This window comes from Marinobacterium weihaiense (assembly GCF_019061305.1).
Classification (GTDB): domain Bacteria; phylum Pseudomonadota; class Gammaproteobacteria; order Pseudomonadales; family Balneatricaceae; genus Marinobacterium; species Marinobacterium weihaiense.
On sequence record NZ_JAHQZT010000001.1, the window covers coordinates 320,699 to 340,638 of the forward strand.

Sequence of the window (19,940 nt, forward strand, 5' to 3'; positions counted from 1 at the left end):
CCTTGATGCTTTCAAGGAGGTGTTGGCATGAATAGCACACCCCAAATCGAATTACTGCGTACCAAGCAGGCAGCCGCCTATATCGGTGTTAGCCGCACTGGCTTATGGCGTCTTGAGCAAACAGACCCTACATTCCCGCGAAAAATCGTTCTGAGCAGTCGTTGTGTTGGCTGGCGCAAATCCTCGCTTGACGCATGGATGGCTAGCAAGGAGGGAGCAGCATGAGAAAGGAAGCAGCGACCCACACCACACAGGCCGCCGCCGTCAAGCAGATGCTCATTATAGCATTGACCGGCTGGCCTATCGAAACCGCGACCGTCCTTTTCGTGACTGCTATTCACTGGGGGTTGATTCGATGAGTAACCATATCCACGACTTCACGCAGTTCATGGCCGACCATGGCATCCAAACCCGCGCGGCTATCACCGATGATGGCGTGCTTCACCGCATCCACGTTGACGGCGACAAGCCGGGCACTCTGAATGGCTGGTACGTTCTGCATGGCGATGGCATCCCGGCTGGTGAGTTTGGAAGCTGGCGCACGGGCATCCAAGCAACCTGGAGCGCCAAGCCCGATGGTGAGATGACACACCAGGAACGCAAGAAACACCGCGACCGGCTGAAGCAGATGCGCCTGCAACGCGATACTGAACGCCAACAACGCCAGCAACAAACTGCCGACCAGGCTGCAAGGCTCTGGAGTGACGCCACAAGCGCCGATCCAGCGCACCCCTACCTGAGCCGCAAGGGAATCCAGCCGCACCATCTGCGCCAGCATGGCGAACTGCTGCTAGTGCCGATGATCGATGCAACAGGCGCACTCTGGAACCTGCAACGCATCTGCCCGGACGGCACCAAGCGATTCATGGCCGGTGGCCGGGTATCGGGCTGTTTTACACTGTTTGGCGACCTGAGCGCCGGGCCGGTATATGTCGCGGAAGGCGTTGCAACGGGCGCAACCATCCATGAGCAAAGCGGGCTGCCGACCGTCTGCGCCATGAATGCGGGCAACCTGCTGCCTGTCTGTACCGCCCTGGCCGATCCCGAGCGCCAGCTTACCGTCTGCGCGGATAACGATCACCGCACCCAAGGCAACCCCGGTATCACCAAGGGCCGTGAAGCTGCCGCTGCTGTTGGAGCGGGTTTAACCTGGCCTGATCCATGCGGGCTGGGCTGCACCTGCACCGACTTCAACGACGTGGCGCACTGCGCGAAGGCTCAGGGGGTGGCAGCATGAATACAGCTATCGACCTGAAGCCAAGAGAGCGGTTCGAAGGTGTCCCCAAAGGCTACACCTGCACCAGCAAAGGCGTTGTTCAGTTAGGGGATGATGACAAGCACACAACGATCACCACCCGGCCAATCGTGGTAAGGGCTGAAAGCCACGACAACGATAGTCGGAACTGGGGTGTTCAGCTTTGGTGGCTCGATAAGAAAGGCCGCGAACATGAGCGCATCATTCCGAAGCGTCTATTTCATGCGGCACCGGCAGAGCTGGCGCAAGTCCTGGCCGATGAAGGACTGCCGATTGCGCCCGGTGCTGAGCGTAAGTTGCTGGTGTATCTCAACTTGTTTAATGCAAAGCAGTGGCTGATCGCTGCCGACCGTACCGGCTGGCTGAATGGTGCCTTTGTCATGCCCCTGGAAACACTGCGCGAACCTGAAGGTGAACGGATTGTGTACCAGCCTGCGCAACTATCCAACCATACCCGCGTTATGCGCCGGAAGGGTTCGCTTGAGCAGTGGCAGGACGGCATCAAGGACGTGTCACCGCTGATTCAGTTTCTGGTGTGCGCCAGCTTGAGTGCCCCCGTCCGATACTTATGTGATGTTGAGTCTGGTGGCTTTCATATATGGGGCGAAACATCGCATGGCAAATCCACCGCCTTGCAGGTGGCGGCAAGCTGCTGGGGCAATGGTGCTGATCCACAAAAGTTTGGCGGGGGTGAGTGCTATATCAACCGTTGGAACGCCACAGATAATGCACTAGAAGCCAAATGCGAGATGCACAACGACTTGCCTATGATCGTGGACGAAATCGGGGAGAACGATTCCAAAGCCTTTGGCAGCACTATCTACAAGATATTCTCAGGCACTGGCAGAGATCGCAGTCAAGTCTGTGGCGGGCTGCGCGACTCGAAAAGCTGGCGTGTGTCTGTACTGAGTGCCGGTGAAATCGCGGTTGCCGACTTCATTCAGCAAGGTGGCGGCAAGGTGAAAGGCGGGCAACTGGTGCGCCTGATCGATATTGACGTGGCTAAGGCTCCACCTATTACGCGGGATGCCGAAGAATCCAATACACTCAAACAGCACTGCGCCGATCACTACGGCATGGCTGGCCCTGAGTTGCTGGAACGTGTCTCTGATCTGACTGAAGGCTGGAAAGAGCTGGATTATTTGCTGCTTGGCCCTGCTGATACCCCGCTGGCGCACCGGGCACGGCAACGCTTTGCACTGGTATGGCATACCGGGTTGATCGCCATAAAAGCAGGTGTACTGCCTTGGCAGGAAGCCGACATTCTGGATGCGGTACGGATAGCCTATGGCATTTGGCTTGAGCAGATCAGCACCGTGTCGGATGAGCATAGAGGCATCGTGAACGTGATGAATTTCATCCTTGCCAATGAAAGCCGGTTTGAAACAGGCAACGAGCAACACCCCGTCCGTGATCGTGTCGGCTGGATCAGAGACGGACGATATTGCTTTAGTCTGGCCGGGTTCAAAGAAGCCTGCGCGGGCGTGAATGAAGGCCAAACCAAGCAGGCATTGAATGATGCTAACCTGCTGCACCGTACCGCGAACCTGACAGCCCGTATTCGAGTGAACGGCCAAACCACTAACGTAGTCGCCGTTAAGGCTGAGATTCTGTCTTGGGGGGCAGATTCCACCAGTAGCACCAGTAGCGCCAGTAGCACACCAGCAACCACGCGGGATGTAGCCGCTACCGCCCCACAAGGGCAAGCAGTAGCACCAGTAGCGCAAACGGTGAATCAGGACACCCCTGCTACCGCTGCTACTGGTGTGCATACCCAAGCAGTAGCACCTGAAAGCCCCGCCGTTACTGGGGTGCTACCGCCGCTACTGCCGCTACCGCCTGAAAACGATCAGCCAATAAAATATCGGGAGGGTTTCTGATGGGACTGGCCACCGTACTGACTGAACGCGGTATTGATCTGTTGATTGAAGGCGATCAACTGATAGTGGAGTCACCCACTCCATTGACGGATGAGCTACGCGCCTTTGTTCGTGCCCATAAGCAACAACTACTCGATGAGCTGCGCGGCAACCCTGCTGCCAACGACTCAGGCGTGATGCTGTACTGCGCCGCTGATCTTGATCTGCCGATGTTGCCCGGCAACCCCGGAGATGCTGAGTTCATCAACAAGGCTTTAGAGCACTGTTCGTCTGAATGGCGGCACCAGCTGCTGACTGAGTACCGGGCAAAGTGGCTAACCGCTGCTGGATCACCTGAGCTGTTAGAGCACCAGCGCGACAATGCAGGCCGGTTTGCTGCTAACACCTGGCTGCGGACGCGGCTGCACTAACCCAACCAGGGCTGCTGATCTGGTGGCCCTTTTACTTGGCCCTGAATCAGCCACAGCGCCAGCAGGAACGCCGCTTTCCGTTGGCTCCACCGTTGGCCCTTCCGCATACACCAAAGCCCGCCACAGGGCTTAGAGTGGCCTGCTGATCTTGCTCACACTTCAAATGCGACCAAGCCGGTAATGGCTGGTTTTCAAATCTGACCATTGCTTACCGGGCTGGCGCTTCAGATTCTGGCCGCTGATCTGGGGTGCCCTGTTCCGGGGCCTCCTTCCCTGCCGGTTGCCGGTCCTCATCCTGAAGCATGAGCGTTAAGCACCGCACACCGCCCTGCCGTTCCTGCTGCTTGCCTTCCGGCTTGTCTGTCGGATTGCTCATCCTGTTACCCCTTCTGGATTTCAAATCTGATTGCGCGTAAGCCGACACCCTGCCCCGGCACACTGCTGGCGCTGGAATACCGTATCCTTTCAGGCTTCATCCTCCACTGGAGGACGAAAGCCGACACAGAAGCCGACACCTGAACAGCAGCAAAGCCGACACACCCGGCCCCCGGCCAAAGCCTGACCTGCTATTGCTCATCCTGCCACAAACCTCACCCGCTGGCGCTCTGCTACCTTACAAAACCTGACATGGCTGGCGCTGGGCTACTTCAAAAAACTTCAGTCCTGAAGCCTGTTGAGCTACTTCAGAAAACTCCAGTCCAGAACCGGTGAGGGCCAAGCCCATAACCTGAAAAAACCTGACATGGCAAACGGGATCACTCCAGATAGAAAGTCCCCAACCGGGGACGCATGAGTCCCCAAAGCGGGACTATTCAGCCGGGCATTACTGCCGATCAGCACCGCAAAGGTTCCGCAAAACCGGAACTATTGTTCCGTGAACCTGGAACTTTCGCCTGCCAATCAACCAACGATCAACCAAGCCGAATCCCAGCAGTAGCAGGCAACAGGACAGATCGACAGCACCGCTACCAACCAACGATCAACCAACGGATCAAGCAATACCGCCACCAGTACGCAACGGCAAAACTACCGAATCGGTACTTTTGAGCAGCAGTCCACTACAGGAAAATGGCAGTGACCCATTGACCTGATTTTTCAGGTGAATGACTAAGCCGGGTTTTCGGCTGAGTGACTGGCCCGAAATATCGGGTGAGCGACCCACACAGATTTGAAATCCGGATGGGCCTCCTCAGAATTGAGGACACCCAAGGCCATTACAGATACTTTGGGAAGTCCGGGCCAAGACTTCAGGCGATCCTGGCAATCACCTCCCATTTGCTGAACCTAATCATGAAGCCAGAGATCAGGCCACGAACCCATCGGGCCAAAGCAATGCAAATGTAGCACAGCAGATACCCCCGTTCTGAAACGAGCGCAGATTTTGCGCCAGCTTCCGGAGTTACCCGATTCCGGGTAGAGAAATACCCGATACCGGAATCACTCCAGCCGACACACCTATCGACACACCAACGGCACACATGCTGCCCGGCCACTGCTGCTGATTATCCAGCAGTGCCCTTTCCCTCAACCTGAGTAAAAGCCCGGAACCAGCTTCCTCAGATTGAGGAAGTTCCCGATATTCCGGGAGCGTAACTGCTGGCACATATCCAACATGCCAACTCCCGCCGATGGCGGAAGTTAATCAGAGCACAGGCAACATCCACCAATGGTGGAAGTTAATCAGGCTATCACTCAGTCAACGATCAACTCCCCCCAATGGGGGAAGTTAAGAAGCCGACCAACTTCCTTCATTGCAGGAAGTTACCAGAACGCCACCAGAGCGCCGATCTGTTGCGGGTATGCTGGCACATGGATCAACAACGAGAGGAGCGCACAGGGCGAAATAGGCCAGTGCTGGCGCTGGATACCAGCAAGGAGGGAACGAAACGTGACACCCCATCGAACGATTCCGATATTGGGTAGATTCAGGCCGGAGTCGCAAAGCACGACACCAGATCGCAAAGGGATCTCTGAAACGGAGCCCCCCACCGGCAGTAGCTTGACCAGCTCCAGCCATAATCGAGGGGTGAACGAATTAGGCACCCTGTTGGCCAGTGGCATTACAGTAATGGGTAAAGTACGAACAGGAGTTCGAACAAGTTTGGTACGAATTAGAGTTCGAACCAACCGGGCAAGGTACGCAGTGAAGTACGCAGCAAATCGGTATGTATTCAGGTGCGCACCGGCATGGTTAACAGTCGAAGTTAACACCGGAGCTAACACCTCCATGCGCACGGATGGAAACACCCTCAGGCGCACGACAAACCCGGTATCCACTAATCTGGTATCCAGGCCGGTATCCATGGAAACAAAGGCATGACGCAACACCGTTGCACTCAAACGCAACAGGGCCACGCGGGAGACAGCCAGACTGATGCAACTACAGGTGCAACCGCTTAAATACACCAGGCTGGTTAATATCTGACTGACTGGTGTCACAGGACGGGCATAAGCATTGGTGGCCGCTTATGACATTCACCACCGGCACAAAGCGCCAGCGTGACAATGCAGGTCGGTTTGCTGCCAACACCTGGCTGAGGGCAAGACTGCACTGATTACGGTGCCAAGGATGGTGCCACCCCCTACCCCCTCTCTGCCCAAGCGGCTATAGTTGCCTGTCATATATACGCTACACGCAGGACGCACGCTTCATGGCCTTCGACCAGACCTACTGCATGAACACCCTTCAGGCCGCCACCGCTGCAGGTGCTGATCCCGGTGAATTCATTTATGCCTTTCTTGACGCCTACGGCTTCCCCAGAGCGACGATCACCCAGGTGCGCAACAACGGGCAGCGCAATGTGGCATCTCGTAAGGAAGACGGCCATGTGGCGCTGAAGAACTGGCTGTACTTCATGCCGGTGCGTGAAGGCGAAAGCGTCCATGAAGCCCTGCAGGCACTTGCTGACGATGACGAACCACGCCGGCACAAAAGTCGCTTTCTGGTAGTGACTGACTACCGTGAAATCACAGCGCTGGATACCCGCACAGATGAACGGCTCGAGGTGGACTTCGACAAGCTGGCCACTCAGTATCTGTTCTTTGCACCAATGGCGGGGCTGGAGCGCACCAAGCACTTTGAGGAGGCATCAGCAGATCTCAAGGCAGCCGCCAAGATGGGCCGGTTGTTTGATCGCCTCAAGGAACACAATGCCTTTGAAACCACTGACCAGCGCCATGCTCTCAATGTATTCCTGACCCGCCTGCTGTTCTGCTACTTCGCCGAAGACACCGGCATTTTCAAATCAGGCGCCTTCACCCGAGTAATAACTGAGGCCAGCAGCGACAGCGGCGAAGACTTGCCGATCTTGCTGGCGCAGCTATTCACGGTGATGAATCAACCCGAATCGGACCGCCCTGCTGATCTGCCGGCGCACATCAGCCAGTTCCCTTACGTCAACGGCGGCCTATTCAGCGATGACCTGCAAATGCCCATCATTGGCGCCAGAGCACGGCGCATGATGATCGAGTGCGGCCAGCTCAACTGGGAAGCAGTAAACCCGGATATCTTCGGCTCGATGTTCCAAGCGGTTGTGGATGAGGAAAGTCGTGACAGCCTGGGCCAGCACTACACTTCTGTGCCCAACATCATGAAGGTGATCCGACCACTGTTTCTGGATGACCTCTATGCCAGCTTGGATAGCGCCAAAGGCCAGCGCAAGAAACTGGAATCCCTGCTGGAGCGTCTGACCCGAGTTCGGATATTCGACCCGGCAATGGGATCAGGCAACTTTCTGATCATCGCCTACAAGGAGCTGCGCCGACTGGAGATGGCGGTTTTGCGTGAGTTGCAGGCCGTCAATCTGAAGAACGCAATGCAGATGCAGCAAAATGAGTTCTTCATGAGCGGTATCCGTCTGAGCCAGTTCTACGGCATCGAAATTGATGACGCAGCCCACGAGATCGCACAGCTTTCGTTATGGCTGGCTGAGCACCAGATGAACACTCTGTTTGCCAAGGAGTTCGGCCATGCTGAACCTCTGCTGCCATTGAAGGATTATGGCCATCTGGTACTGGGTAACAGCCTGCGTATGGACTGGAATGCGGTATGCCCGAATGATGGCGAGGCCGAGGTGTTTGTATGCGGCAACCCTCCATTTGTCGGGCATGGCAACAGAGGGGATGAACAACTTGACGATATGAAACTTACGATCGGCAAAGCCGTCCGCACGTATAAATCGCTCGATTACGTTGCTTGCTGGTTCTATCTTGCAGCCGTTTACTGCAGTTCGGGCAATGCAAACGCCGCCTTTGTATCAACTAACTCTATCTGTCAGGGCAAGCAGACCGGGCTTCTTTGGCCAGTTATTCTTGGGCAAGGAGTAAAGATAGACTTTGCCTATCAGACATTCTCATGGAAAAACAGCGCACAGGGTAATGCAGGCGTACATGTCGTGATCATCGGGTTGAGCAGACAAGAGCGTCAGCGGCGACTGTTTACTCGCATCCAAGGTGAGTGGCATCTACACAAGCCTGATAACATAAGCCCGTATCTACTCGAAGGCGGTAACACTGTAGTCAGTGAGCGCAGGAAAGCGCTTGTTGCTGATATACCCAACATGATTTTCGGCAATATGCCAAATGACGGCGGCCACCTGTTACTGAGCACTGAAGAGAAAAATGCTCTTGTAGCACAGACACCGGAAGTAAGTGGATGCATTAAGCGTTTACTGGGTGCCCAAGAGTTTTTGCAGGACAAAGAACGTTGGTGCCTCTGGTTAACGGATGAACATGCCAAAAAGTTACAGCAGCTACCCGAGATAGATCGACGGATAAAGTTGGTTGAGTCTACGCGGCTTGCTAGTAGTGACGCAGGGACAAGAAAACTTGCCGAGCGTCCGCATCAATTTCGTGACCTGAACAATCCAGACTCATTCATCCTTGTACCAAGCGTCACCTCTGAGCGCCGTACTTACGCACCCATTGGAATATTTGATAGCAGCGTTATTGCAACCAATCTTGCCATGATCATCCCCAACGGCACCCTCTATGAGTTCGCTATCCTGTCTACCCAAATGCACATGGACTGGCTGCGCCTGGTCGGTGGACGGCTGAAAAGTGACTACCGCTATTCAGCAACACTGGTTTACAACACCTTCCCTTGGCCGAATGCCAGTGACAATCAGCGCAGTATGATTGAGAAGCTGGGCAGGCAGATCATCTTGACCCGAGGTGCGCACCCGGACAAAACGCTGGCGCAAATGTACGATCCCGACAAAATGCCGGACGATCTGCTGCAGGCACACCAGGCACTCGACCTTGCCGTAGAGCGCCTGTACCGAGAGCGCCCCTTCCGTGATACGGCCGAGCGGCAGGAGTTTTTGTTGGCTCGCTATGAAGCATTGATCGAAGCAGAACAGCGTAACACCAAGACCGGCGCAAGACGGCGTACATCAAGCGACTGAATAGCCTCACCTGCACAGACACTGACGTAGCTTTCAAGCTACAATGGTTGATATGATTGAGCTAAAGCACTACCTGACCAGCGATGGCCATGACCCTTTTCAGGCGTGGCTCGATGCCACCAAGAAAAAGGACATTCAGGCGGCGATGCGCGTGTTGACCCGCCTCAACCGACTGGCGCTGGGCAATGCCGGCGATACCAAAGCCGTTGGTGAAGGCGTGATGGAGCTGCGTATTACCTATGGCCCCGGCTATCGAGTGTATTACGCCGATATTGGCGGGCGCCGGGTGTTGCTGCTGATTGGTGGCAGCAAAAAACGCCAACAGCAGGATATCACTCAGGCCAAAGCGTTTCTGGCGGATTATCGAGAGAGAATAGAATCATGAAAAACCATGACGATGCTGTAATCGAGATGCTGCGTTCCGACCCCAACATGGCGGTTGAGTACCTGCGTGCAGCGTTTGACGAACTGGACGAAGAAGGCGGCGAATCTGCCTTTTTGATCGCACTACGCCATGTAGTTGAAGCACAAGGCGGCATGACGGTAATTGCTGAACGGGCCAAAGTGTCTCGAGAAAGCCTGTACCGTGCCCTGTCACCCAAGGGTAACCCCACTCTGCGTACCATGACCGCCGTGATGCGAGCGACCGGCATCCACTTCCACGACCTGACACAGGCGGCACCACACTAACCAAACAATGAACCAGGGAGGGCTTCACAATGGCCGAGTTGATCAAGGTCGAATATGCACGCAATGGTAAAAGCGCCAGTAGTAACGCACAGGGGATGCGGGAGATGCAGGCCCGTGCCTATGCCAAGCGAGACAGCCAATACCTGCTGATCAAGGCACCACCGGCATCAGGTAAATCACGGGCACTGATGTTCCTGGCGCTGGACAAACTAAATCGCCAGGAGCTACGCAAGGTCATTGTCGCCGTGCCGGAAAAATCCATCGGCGCCAGCTTCAAGGACACAGACCTTACCACTCATGGCTTTGAATGGGATTGGCAGGTTGAAAGCCGGCACGACCTTTGCCGTGCCGGTAATGACAGCGGCAAGGTAGACGCCTTCCGTGCCTTTATGAATGACCCCGCCGCCAAGACACTGGTCTGTACTCACGCCACCCTGCGCTTTGCCTTCGACAAACTCACCCCTGCCGACTTCAACGACTGTCTGGTGGCGATTGATGAGTTCCATCACGTGTCCGCTGACGAAAATAACCGGCTGGGCGCTCTGATTGATGACCTGATACGATCATCCAGCGCCCATATTGTTGCCATGACCGGCTCCTACTTCCGAGGCGATGCAGCCCCTATCCTGCTGCCGGACGATGAAGCCCTGTTCGATAAAGTGACCTATACCTACTATGAACAGCTCAATGGCTACCGTTACCTGAAGTCATTGGGGATCGGCTATCACTTCTATCAGGGCAGCTATCTGGATGCCATCCATGAAGTGCTGGACCCGGAACGCAAAACCATTGTTCACATTCCCCATCGCAACAGCGGCGAAAGCACCACTGATAAGTACAGTGAAGTGGATTACATTCTGGATGCGCTGGGCAAGGTGGAAGATCAGCATGCTGAAACAGGCATCATCACCGTGCGCCACTCATCCGGCCGTCTACTGAAAGTGGCCGATCTGGTGACGGATACCCTTGTCCGCACCCACGTTCAGGAATACCTGCGCCAGGTAAACCATCGGGATGATGTCGATGTGATCATCGCACTGGGCATGGCCAAGGAGGGCTTTGACTGGCCCTACTGTGAGCATGTGCTGACCATCGGCTACCGCAACTCGATGACCGAGATTATCCAGATCATCGGCCGTGCCACCCGTGACAGCGAAGGCAAATCACACGCTCAGTTCACCAATCTGATCGCCCAGCCTGACGCCGAAGACGCAGACGTACAGAACAGCGTCAACAACCTGCTCAAGGCAATTACTGTTTCCCTGCTGATGGAGCAGGTGCTGGCGCCCAGCATCAACTTCAAACCCCGCTCTCGCATCAAGCCCGGTGAAACTGTTGAGCCCGGCACTGTGGTGATCGAAGACCGTGATGCGCCAGTGTCTCAAAAGGTGATGGATATTCTGCAGTCTGGCGGGCAGGAGGATATTATTGCCGCCCTGCTGCAGGAGCCAAAAGTCGTGGCAGCGGCCGTCACTGAGGCTACCGAGCCTGAAGTGATCAACCAGACCGAGATACCCAAGGTCATAGAGCGACTGCACCCTGATCTTGATGAAGGCGAACGAGAGCTGCTGCGTGAAACCGTACTAACCACCATGCAAGCCCGTGCCACCGGTGGCCTGTTCAGCGAAGCGGACTTGCCAGACGGCGCACAGATATTGGAACCAGACGGTCGCTACGATACACAACCCGGCGGTGAAGCCGTCAATCCCGATCAGCGACCGGGTGAAGCGACTGATGATGATAACATCGATGCCGGCAGTGCTGGCGGCGGCCGTCAGTTCCTCAAAATCGGGGATAAGTTCGTCAACATTGAGCACTTGAACATCGACCTGATCAATCAGATCAACCCCTTCCAGGGCGCCTACGAAATTCTGTCCAAGGCGCTGACCGCACCTGTACTCAAGACCATTCAGGATGTCGTTGTCAGCAAGCGCACACAGATGACCGAAGAGGAAGCGGTGATTCTCTGGCCCCGCATCAATGCCTTTGTCCAGCAGAAGGGCCGGCCACCTTCCGTGACCAGCGACGATCAAATGGAAGTACGCTATGCCGAAGCGTTGGCCTATATTCAACAGAAGAAACGTGAGCGGATGAAAGGAGCCACCGCATGATTCGCACCCGCCGTGAGCCACCGACAAGGCGCACCTTGGATGATATTTTTTCCGGTGATGATCCCCTAGGCCTACTCAATGTAACGGCTTCACGGGCATCAGCACCCACGGCGGATGAGCGACTTTTGAGCGGCTTTCAGGCTGTTGAAGCATTTGTGAGTGAAAACGGACGGGAGCCTGACCAAGACGCTGAAGACTTGCAGGAAGCCACCATGGCCGTGCGACTGGCCGCCATCAGAGCCAATCCTGAACATCGGGACACACTGGCGCAACATGACGACCTCGGCTTGCTGAGCGCCAGCACAGACACTGACGGACAGACTGGCACACCCCAGCCTGCCGGCGTGACTGAAGCAGCCGAATTGGACAATGTAAGCTCACTGGATGACATACTCGACAGCGACCCCTTTGGTCTGTTGTCAGTGGATGCCGAAGCCGAGTCTATCTTCGAAATGACGCATGTGAGCGAGCCAGAAGAAAAGCAGCGCCCGGACGAGATTGCCAAGCGCACAGTCTGCGATGACTTCTACCGCTTCGAGCGCCTGTTTGATGAAGTGCGTGATGCTATACGCAACGGAGACGCCGAAACCGTACCGTTCAAAAAAGAGTCGCAGATTGACGAAGGCGATATGTTCATCCTCAACGGCATGATCTGTATTGCTGATCAGGTCGGCAAAGAAAGCGTAGGTGCCGGTGCCAAGTTTAACCCCAGGCTGCGTGTCGTATTCGACAATGGTACTGAATCCAACCTGCTGCTGCGCTCGCTGGCACGGGCACTCTACAAGGACGAAACCGGCCGCCGCATCCTGGAGCAGGATAAAGCCCTGAATGGCCTTGCAGGACTGACCCACAAAGACCAGCAAACCGGCATCATCTATATTCTGCGCTCGCTGAGCCATGACCCGGTATTGAAGCAGGTGCGGCACCTGCACAAAATAGGCTACACCGAAAAGGACTTGGACAAGCGTCTGGCCGGTGCCGAGCGCCAGCAGACCTACCTTGAAGCACCGGTAAAGGTGGTGGCGTCATTCGACTGCTACAACCTGGACCCGCACCGCTTTGAACGACTGATCCATGCCATGCTACATAACCAGCGAGTGAACGTGACACTGCACAGCCGTGACGGTGGCACCTATCGCCCCCGTGAGTGGTTCGATGTAGAGCTGGATACCGCACGGGAAGTCGTGAAGCGCATTATTGACGGCAGCATTATCCAGTATCGGATGGATAATACGACTGGGAGGCTGGTGGAGAAGGATTTTAATATCTGAAGTTATAAAGAATACACTCGCATAGGACTATATTTCATAAAGAGGGACTTAAAATGAGTGAAAGAACTAAAAATGGATTTAGATATGTTTGGACAATAAACTTTTTATACTTTGCTTATAATTTTTTTAAAGTACTTTACGCAATTAATGGTCCTGATTTTTCAGGCGAGTTTGCAATGGCCATTTTAAGATTCATTGGTGGATTAGTTATTTTTAGCCCTATTGCTTTTATTTTAGGCCTTATTTTTTATAAGAAAAAAGAATCAATACAGCAATCTAATAGTGAAAACCCTATATCAACGAATCAGAATGAAAAGACTGAACACTCTAAAAAAGAAACCCCTCCAAAAACAATCACAACTAGCAATTTTGAAAGCCAAGAAAAGTGGGAAGTACTTACAGAGTACTGCCCAATGATGAGTGAATATCACCAAAGACTAAATCAGTTATCGAGAGGCCTTGCAGATAGGTATATGGCAGTAGCTTGCCAAAAAAACTATCTTGATAAAGACGGAAGACTGATGAAAAGGATACTCAGTCTTTATCTGGAAAAGCACTATGGCAAAAGTGAGGAAATACAAAACTTTGCACTTAACCTTATCAGAGATGAAAGGCATGACGCCCTTGACTACCTTAAAAAGCATATAGATATTGTAGGCGATCAAGTTTCGCCAAGAGAAATTATTGAAAAAATAGAAGATAAGTTTTTTCAACCTTCTGATTTAATCGATGCAATAAAGAGAATCATGGCGTATAACGATTCTTTCTACAGCTGCATACTTAATGAAAACAACCAAACGATTTTGTATTTATTTATTTCGAAACAGCTTTCATCTGTAGGTTATGATGTAGTTGAAAAGGGAAAGCAGGTTATGATAGCTGGCAAAAAAAACAGGTATGAGTTTAACGACAGAAGTCATTTCATCCAAGAAATAAGAGGAATAGTAGACGAAATTTTAGAATAAAATTGAATGACCAACGGGTGTAACCGTTGCAGTGTTCACCCGAGTACTCAAAAATAGTGGTACTGGCCGTTAGTGCAGCGATGAACCAGGCACCCCAAAAGTTCTAAATATTAGTGGTAGTCTTATCAGTGCACTCAATAAAAAATACGAAAGTACATCTCAACAATAGATCGATCTAAAATTGACATTTATCAGCGGATAAAATCAAAGCTAAAGTTACATCGAAAGCCAATAAAGGCTGAATCTGTAAAGCTGCCAGAATTCGACACCCAAAACCAAGAAACAAACTGCTACACGGAAATTCGATACACCAGTAAGGCCAAGAAATGAACGGAAATCTAGGGAGGACAATATGGATTTTACCTATATAGAGTCAGAAGGTTATGAGTACGTAAACTCATTTTCAATAGTTAAAAACAAAAACTATGAAAATCCTGATTGTGTCTTTTTACCAATTTCAGATGGCAAGCTCGGTTTTAAACCAAAGCTTGAGGTCAAACTATTGAGGTATGAGGTCACCGAAACCTACTGCTGGGAACTTTTCCCGTACAAGTCTGGCCCCGAACCAAGACAAACTACCGCATTCAAACTCAAGGGAATTGGGATGATCAATGGTGGTATGAAAGTCTGCATACTGGAGGATGAAACGCTTTATAACCAGATACCGGTTACTCTTTGGGTCGATCCAGCTTGTGTTATAGCACGCACAACACTTTATATAGGTGAAAACTCCCCTGAATTTGTAGTTTGGATCCCTGCAGAAGGGTTCAATCAACTGTTGGTAAATCTCAGAACCCTAAGTGACCCAACTTTATATATCCGGGGCAAACTGAATCTAGGTCATGTATACATTTCCGACAGGGACATTCAACGCTGCTTTATCGATGATGACCGTAGCGACATGACATTAAACCTATTTCGGTATCCCAAAAAGGTACTGAACTATAACGAAATCCCAGAAGAAATGCGCAAAGTACACATTGATCAGCGTCCTTCTCAACAAGCTCGAGTCAGTATCAGCTTTACAAGCCAGTTTGGAGATGTGAATTAGCTCTGTTGGGCGTTGAGTTACCTAATTGAATCCTGACCGTGCGGGAACACCTCCACCAAAACGCAAATAGCACTATCGAAAGCGTGCGCCCAATGGCCCCAACGAAAGCAATAAGTGTCAAAGTACGAATAGAAGTTCGAACTAGTTTCGTACGAATTGGAGTTCGTACCGACCGGCACAGCGAGCAAAGTTCGCAGTGAAGTTCGCGGCCTCTGGTTCGCAGTAGAGTGCAAATCAACCGGGCAAGGTACGCAGAGAAGTGCGCACAAAATTGGTACGCATTCAGGTGCGCACCAAAGCGTTAACAGGCGATGGTTAACACTGGAGTTAACAGGCTCACACACATGGAAACACAGTTGCCATCCATGCTCCATGGCGGAAGGCTGTCATGCTCGGATATTTTCCGACTCACTGGTAAATAGCAGGTAGTGACAGAACGTCACCAGCAGGTTTCCAAATAGGTTTCCGCGGAATCGGCATCCAGACTGGTATCCACGGAAACCAGTAGTAACGCAATGTCGTTGCAATAGAACGCAACACCCCTACGCGGGAGGGGGGCGGATCACTGTTGTGGGCTAGCGCTGCAACCGGCATGGCAACCGGGTATACTGGTGGACATGGAGTACACCACCCAATTCAGAAGGAACTGAACATGGAATACGTTACCGCTGCCGTACTGCTAATCGCCATTAGCACTGCACTTCCTGAATCGCCGTCTAGGGCGAAAAGGCACCATCTACCGCGCTGACGACTCGATCACCCGCCCTGTATTCGAGCCGGACAGCGATCCCATCAAGGACAGGATCGAGATCCGCTACAGCCGTCAATCGGATGATGATTGATCCATCTGCTTGCCTCGTTCCAGCTCTGCAATCAGCTCATCCATAGAGATTGGCTGATGCGCGTCCAGGCCAGGCGGTAGCAGCATCACCGCCTGCGTTATCTCGCGTGCGGTACTGGCTTGCTCCAGCGCCTTGCGAAACGACTGAAGGTCGTTGTCGTGCTTGTCGCTACTCATCCAAGAAACTCTCGTGGATTACCCCAACCTTGCCCCAATGACTGCGACACTGAGGCCACACTAAGGTGGATGGGGAAAGTAAATCTATGGTCCGGTCATGCTACCTGAGCGCCGCCCCCGTCTTTTTCACACGACCGCGAAATATGAAATCTTTTTTGAAGCCACCAGTTGATATCGTTGCTGGGGATCAAACGCAGTCGTTAATGTTCCCGAATCGTTCCCGAGAATTTTTCCCGAATTCCGGACAGAAAAAAAGCCACTCGGCATGACCCGTAAGTGGCTGATTTTCTTGGTAATTCTGGTAGGACTAACTGGACTCGAACCAGCGACCCCCACCATGTCAAGGTGGTGCTCTAACCAACTGAGCTATAGTCCTTCGATGTGCTGTGCATTATAAAGATCTCTTTTCCGGGTGCAAGTACTTTTTAAACTTTTTTCTATCTTTTCATAAGGATGCAACAACTGTTCATAATACAGCCAACCTATTGGCACTAGGCTTCATGCCAACTGAACCAAGTTGTGCTCTATGGCATAACGTGTCAACCCGGCCGCAGTATGTACCCCCAGCTTGGACTTGATGTTTTGCCGATGCGTCTCCACAGTTCGTACGGATATGCCCAACACACGAGCGATCTCCTTGTTGTTATGTCCTTCTGCCAGCAGCTTTAGCACTGTTTGCTCACGATGGGTAAGCTGCACCTCAACCGTACATGTATTCTCAGCGGGTGTATCAAACTGACTAAACATCGTTTGCGAGGCACTGGCACTGAAGTAAGTTCCGCCATGGAAAACCGTCTCGACCGCCTTGACCATTTCCGCTGCCGTTACATCCTTGAGCACGTAGCCTTTTGCACCCGCCTGAATCAGCTGAACCATATACTCACGATTATCGTGCATACTGAGTATCAGCACACGTACCTCTGGCAGTTGCTGTCCGAGCACACGTGTCGCTTCCAGGCCATTCATCACCGGCATGGAGATATCCATCAGTACCACGTCCGGCATCAAGGCCTGACATTGGCTGATCGCCTCCTGTCCATTACCGGCACGCCCCACCACCTCGATGGCGCCTTCATCCTCCAGGCGCGCCTGAATGCCATCGATCACCAGCGGATGGTCATCCACCAACACGACCCTGATTTTTTGCGTCATACATTTAAGCCTTTCTGTTGCAATGACAGCCCTGCCAACAGCGTAGCACCCTGCCCCGGTTTCGACAGCAGCCGGAACTCGCCCCCCAGCAACTCGACACGTTCGCGCATATTGCGCAACCCGATGCCCTCAAAGCGCTCGAGCACTTCAGTGTCAAAGCCACACCCATTATCCTGCAGGCGCAGCCACAGCATCCCCCCTTGGCACCACAGGCTGATCCGCAGCAGACTTGCATCTGCATGCCGCTCAACGTTGGTCAACCCCTCCTGTACCAGCCGATAAACCGTGATTTCAACATCTTCAGGTAAGGGACTATCGGGCAAGCGAAGGTCAAGCTTGAGTCGCATGCCCGTGCGCTCACTGAAACGTGCCAACAGTCCGTCCAGAGCAGCCCTGAGCCCCAGGTCATCCAGCAGTGTCGGCCTCAAGTCATGCGAGATACGCCTCACTTCCTGAATGGCCTCATTGAGCACCTCATAGCCCTGATTCAGATCATCCAATCCGCTCATGTCACTGCTCTTCAGTTTGCGCTGGGCCAGCTCAATCCGGTATAGCACCGACACCATCAACTGATTGATGCCGTCATGCAGCTCACGCGAAAAGCGCCGTCGGTCGGCCACATTAGCCAGCACCGAACGATGTGCCAGCAACCTGAGGCGGCTGTCCGCCAGACGGTTTTCATGCAAGTTGACTGCAATTCCTACCAGCACGACCAACACCACCGCGACCGACATGATCACTAATACGGTAAAGAAAGTATTGCGGATATTGCGATTGACCTGAGCACGAATTTTCGCAACTTCGCGGCTGATATCATCCAAGTATAGCCCGGTGCCCAGCATCCAGTCCCACTTGGGCAGCAGCACGACATAGCTGAGCTTGTCGATTTGTTCGCGTCGTGACGGCTTGCGCCAGACATAGCGATGAAAACCGCCTCCCTCTTCTACTCTGGCAAGTAGATTGCGGATAACGTAATCTCCACGGCTGTCCTGCAGGTCCATCAGGTTCAGGCCAACCAGTTCAGGCTCGGTGGGGTGGACCAGATTGGTGCCGTCCAGCGTATAAACAAAGAAGTAGCCATCCTTATCCTGGCCGAACGTCATGTCGGTCAGAATCTTGCGCACCTCGGCCTGGGCCTTCCGATCATTTTCGCCGGCGCTGTCAACGATATGCCCAATGGAAGTCATGGCCAAGCTTACATAGTTCTGTAGCTCGCGGCGCTTGGATGCCAGCAGGTTATCCTCGAATAGCTTGATCTCTTCTTCGGATAGTTGCCTGGCCTGGTTGAGACCAATCCAGGTGACCGTCGAGGTCACTACCATCATAGGCAGTAGAGAGAGCAGCAGAATCTTGAATTTGAGCGGCATTGTGAATACCTGCCAAAAACGGAAACAAAAGCCCCATGCTCAGCATGGGGCTCTGATTTCGCAGTCTAGACCAGACCGTACAACTCAGGGAACAGCAGAATGGAGATCACAATCATTACCTGCAGGATAATGAAGGGCACCACCCCCTTGTAAATATCCAGTGTCCTCACTTGTGGCGGCGCAACGCCTTTCAGGTAGAACAAACTGAAGCCAAAGGGTGGCGTCAGGAAGCTGGTCTGCAGATTCATCGCGATGAGAATGGCAAACCATAGCGGTGCAATACCCAGAATTTCGGCCGCTGGCAGCAAAATCGGCACGATGATGAAGCTGATTTCCACGAAGTCGATAAAGAAGCCGAGGATCAGGATCGCCAGCATCGACAGCAACAGGAACCCCATGGCACCGCCCGGCAAGTTAGACAAGTAATGCTCGACCACCTCTTCACCACCGGTGTAGCTGAACGCCATTGAAAATGCCGTCGCCCCCAACAGGATGGCAAACACCATAGCCGTAACCTTGACCGTCTCGGCCGCAGAATCGAACACCATCCGCCAGCTGAACTGGCCGTAGATCAGCGCCAGAAAAAGCGCACCGACACCGCCCAGGGCCGATGATTCGGTCGGCGTGGCGATACCAGCAAAGATCGAGCCCAGCACCACCAGAATGAGCGCCAACGGCGGAATAATGGCCTTTAGCGCCTTGAAAATCTGCTGCTTGCGCGTACCGTCATTCGGATCCATTGGCAACGCTGGTGCTGCCTCGGGCTTGACCAGGGTGTAGATCAATATATAGATCACATAGGCACCGATCAGGATGGCGCCCGGCAGTATGGCTGCCTGGAACAGGTCCCCCACCGGAATACCCATCACATCCCCGAGTATGATCAGAATAATGGACGGCGGAATAATCTGCCCAAGAGTACCGGAGGCACAGATGGTGCCGCAGGCCAGCTTCTTGTCATAGTTGTACTTGAGCATTACCGGCAGCGAGATCAAGCCCATGGCCACCACGGATGCGCCCACCACCCCTGTGGATGCCGCCAGCAGCGCCCCTACCAGTACCGTGGAGATCGCAAGCCCCCCCCTAACCCCACCGAAGAGCTTGCCCATCGATTCCAGCAGTTGTTCGGCCAGGCGTGTTTTCTGTAGCACGATACCCATGAACACAAACAGCGGCACCGCCATCAGCACCGTATTTTCCATGATGCTCTGAATGCGGAACGGCATGAACGCAAACATGTCCGGCCCTTCGGCATAGACCCCAAACCAGAGCGCCACGCCACCGAATATGAAGGCCACCGGGAAGCCGATCAACAGCATCACCAGGGCCACAAAAAACATTGTAATACCGATCATCCTGTCACCC

Annotated in this window: 17 protein-coding genes and 1 tRNA gene; 12 read left to right on the forward strand and 6 right to left on the reverse strand. The window is 53.3% G+C overall.

The window, feature by feature from the left end; all coding sequences use genetic code 11:
• Positions 1-27: 27 nt before the first annotated feature.
• The 5 genes from KTN04_RS17360 to KTN04_RS01570 are packed head-to-tail and all read left to right on the forward strand — an operon-like array spanning position 28 to position 3,545.
• Complete coding sequence (locus tag KTN04_RS17360) at positions 28-225, forward strand: helix-turn-helix transcriptional regulator (RefSeq protein WP_217333443.1); 198 nt, start codon at positions 28-30, stop codon at positions 223-225.
• On the forward strand, positions 222-359 hold the full coding sequence (locus KTN04_RS01555) for a hypothetical protein (protein ID WP_217333444.1): 138 nt from the start codon (positions 222-224) through the stop codon (positions 357-359). The genes KTN04_RS17360 and KTN04_RS01555 overlap by 4 nt, the downstream gene beginning before the upstream one ends.
• A complete protein-coding gene (locus tag KTN04_RS01560) occupies positions 356-1,237 on the forward strand; it encodes a toprim domain-containing protein (protein ID WP_217333445.1) in 882 nt (293 codons plus the stop codon). Before KTN04_RS01555 ends, KTN04_RS01560 begins: the two co-directional genes overlap by 4 nt.
• The gene (locus KTN04_RS01565; RefSeq protein ID WP_217333446.1) at positions 1,234-3,135 is read left to right on the forward strand and encodes a DUF927 domain-containing protein; all 1,902 of its coding nucleotides are present in this window, start codon (positions 1,234-1,236) and stop codon (positions 3,133-3,135) included. Before KTN04_RS01560 ends, KTN04_RS01565 begins: the two co-directional genes overlap by 4 nt.
• Positions 3,135-3,545: a TubC N-terminal docking domain-related protein gene (locus KTN04_RS01570; RefSeq protein ID WP_217333447.1), complete on the forward strand. Its 411-nt coding sequence runs from the start codon at positions 3,135-3,137 to the stop codon at positions 3,543-3,545. Before KTN04_RS01565 ends, KTN04_RS01570 begins: the two co-directional genes overlap by 1 nt.
• Positions 3,546-5,306: 1,761 nt before the next feature.
• On the opposite strand, the gene KTN04_RS01575 is transcribed toward KTN04_RS01570, so the two are convergent.
• Positions 5,307-5,900 (reverse strand): hypothetical protein, encoded by a 594-nt coding sequence (locus KTN04_RS01575; protein WP_217333448.1) that lies wholly within the window; start codon positions 5,898-5,900, stop codon positions 5,307-5,309.
• A gap of 296 nt (positions 5,901-6,196) precedes the next feature.
• Between KTN04_RS01575 and KTN04_RS01580 the strand changes: the two genes are divergently transcribed.
• The 7 genes from KTN04_RS01580 to KTN04_RS01610 all read left to right on the forward strand — a co-directional run bounded on the left by KTN04_RS01580 (position 6,197) and on the right by KTN04_RS01610 (position 15,038).
• The gene (locus KTN04_RS01580) at positions 6,197-8,950 is read left to right on the forward strand and encodes a DNA methyltransferase (RefSeq protein ID WP_217333449.1); all 2,754 of its coding nucleotides are present in this window, start codon (positions 6,197-6,199) and stop codon (positions 8,948-8,950) included.
• 52 nt (positions 8,951-9,002) lie between these two features.
• Positions 9,003-9,335: a type II toxin-antitoxin system RelE/ParE family toxin gene (locus KTN04_RS01585; protein WP_217333450.1), complete on the forward strand. Its 333-nt coding sequence runs from the start codon at positions 9,003-9,005 to the stop codon at positions 9,333-9,335.
• Positions 9,332-9,640 carry an addiction module antidote protein gene (locus tag KTN04_RS01590; protein ID WP_217333451.1) on the forward strand — a complete coding sequence of 103 codons (309 nt, stop codon included), beginning with the start codon at positions 9,332-9,334 and terminating at the stop codon, positions 9,638-9,640. Before KTN04_RS01585 ends, KTN04_RS01590 begins: the two co-directional genes overlap by 4 nt.
• A gap of 29 nt (positions 9,641-9,669) precedes the next feature.
• A complete protein-coding gene (locus tag KTN04_RS01595; protein ID WP_217333452.1) occupies positions 9,670-11,751 on the forward strand; it encodes a DEAD/DEAH box helicase in 2,082 nt (693 codons plus the stop codon).
• Complete coding sequence (locus KTN04_RS01600) at positions 11,748-13,022, forward strand: GIY-YIG nuclease family protein (RefSeq protein ID WP_217333453.1); 1,275 nt, start codon at positions 11,748-11,750, stop codon at positions 13,020-13,022. The genes KTN04_RS01595 and KTN04_RS01600 overlap by 4 nt, the downstream gene beginning before the upstream one ends.
• A 53-nt stretch (positions 13,023-13,075) precedes the next feature.
• Entirely contained in the window at positions 13,076-13,987 is a 912-nt protein-coding gene (locus KTN04_RS01605) for a hypothetical protein (protein ID WP_217333454.1), read from the forward strand.
• 352 nt (positions 13,988-14,339) lie between these two features.
• On the forward strand, positions 14,340-15,038 hold the full coding sequence (locus KTN04_RS01610) for a hypothetical protein (protein ID WP_217333455.1): 699 nt from the start codon (positions 14,340-14,342) through the stop codon (positions 15,036-15,038).
• Between the two features lie 823 nt (positions 15,039-15,861).
• On the opposite strand, the gene KTN04_RS01615 is transcribed toward KTN04_RS01610, so the two are convergent.
• The 5 genes from KTN04_RS01615 to KTN04_RS01635 all read right to left on the reverse strand — a co-directional run bounded on the left by KTN04_RS01615 (position 15,862) and on the right by KTN04_RS01635 (position 19,930).
• Complete coding sequence (locus KTN04_RS01615) at positions 15,862-16,056, reverse strand: hypothetical protein (RefSeq protein ID WP_217333456.1); 195 nt, start codon at positions 16,054-16,056, stop codon at positions 15,862-15,864.
• Positions 16,057-16,355: 299 nt separating this feature from the next.
• Positions 16,356-16,432, reverse strand: a tRNA-Val gene (locus KTN04_RS01620).
• 122 nt (positions 16,433-16,554) lie between these two features.
• A complete protein-coding gene (locus KTN04_RS01625; protein ID WP_217333457.1) occupies positions 16,555-17,208 on the reverse strand; it encodes a response regulator in 654 nt (217 codons plus the stop codon).
• A complete protein-coding gene (locus KTN04_RS01630) occupies positions 17,205-18,575 on the reverse strand; it encodes a cache domain-containing protein (protein ID WP_217333458.1) in 1,371 nt (456 codons plus the stop codon). Before KTN04_RS01630 ends, KTN04_RS01625 begins: the two co-directional genes overlap by 4 nt.
• Before the next feature lie 65 nt (positions 18,576-18,640).
• Complete coding sequence (locus KTN04_RS01635) at positions 18,641-19,930, reverse strand: TRAP transporter large permease (RefSeq protein WP_217333459.1); 1,290 nt, start codon at positions 19,928-19,930, stop codon at positions 18,641-18,643.
• Positions 19,931-19,940: the final 10 nt, after the last annotated feature.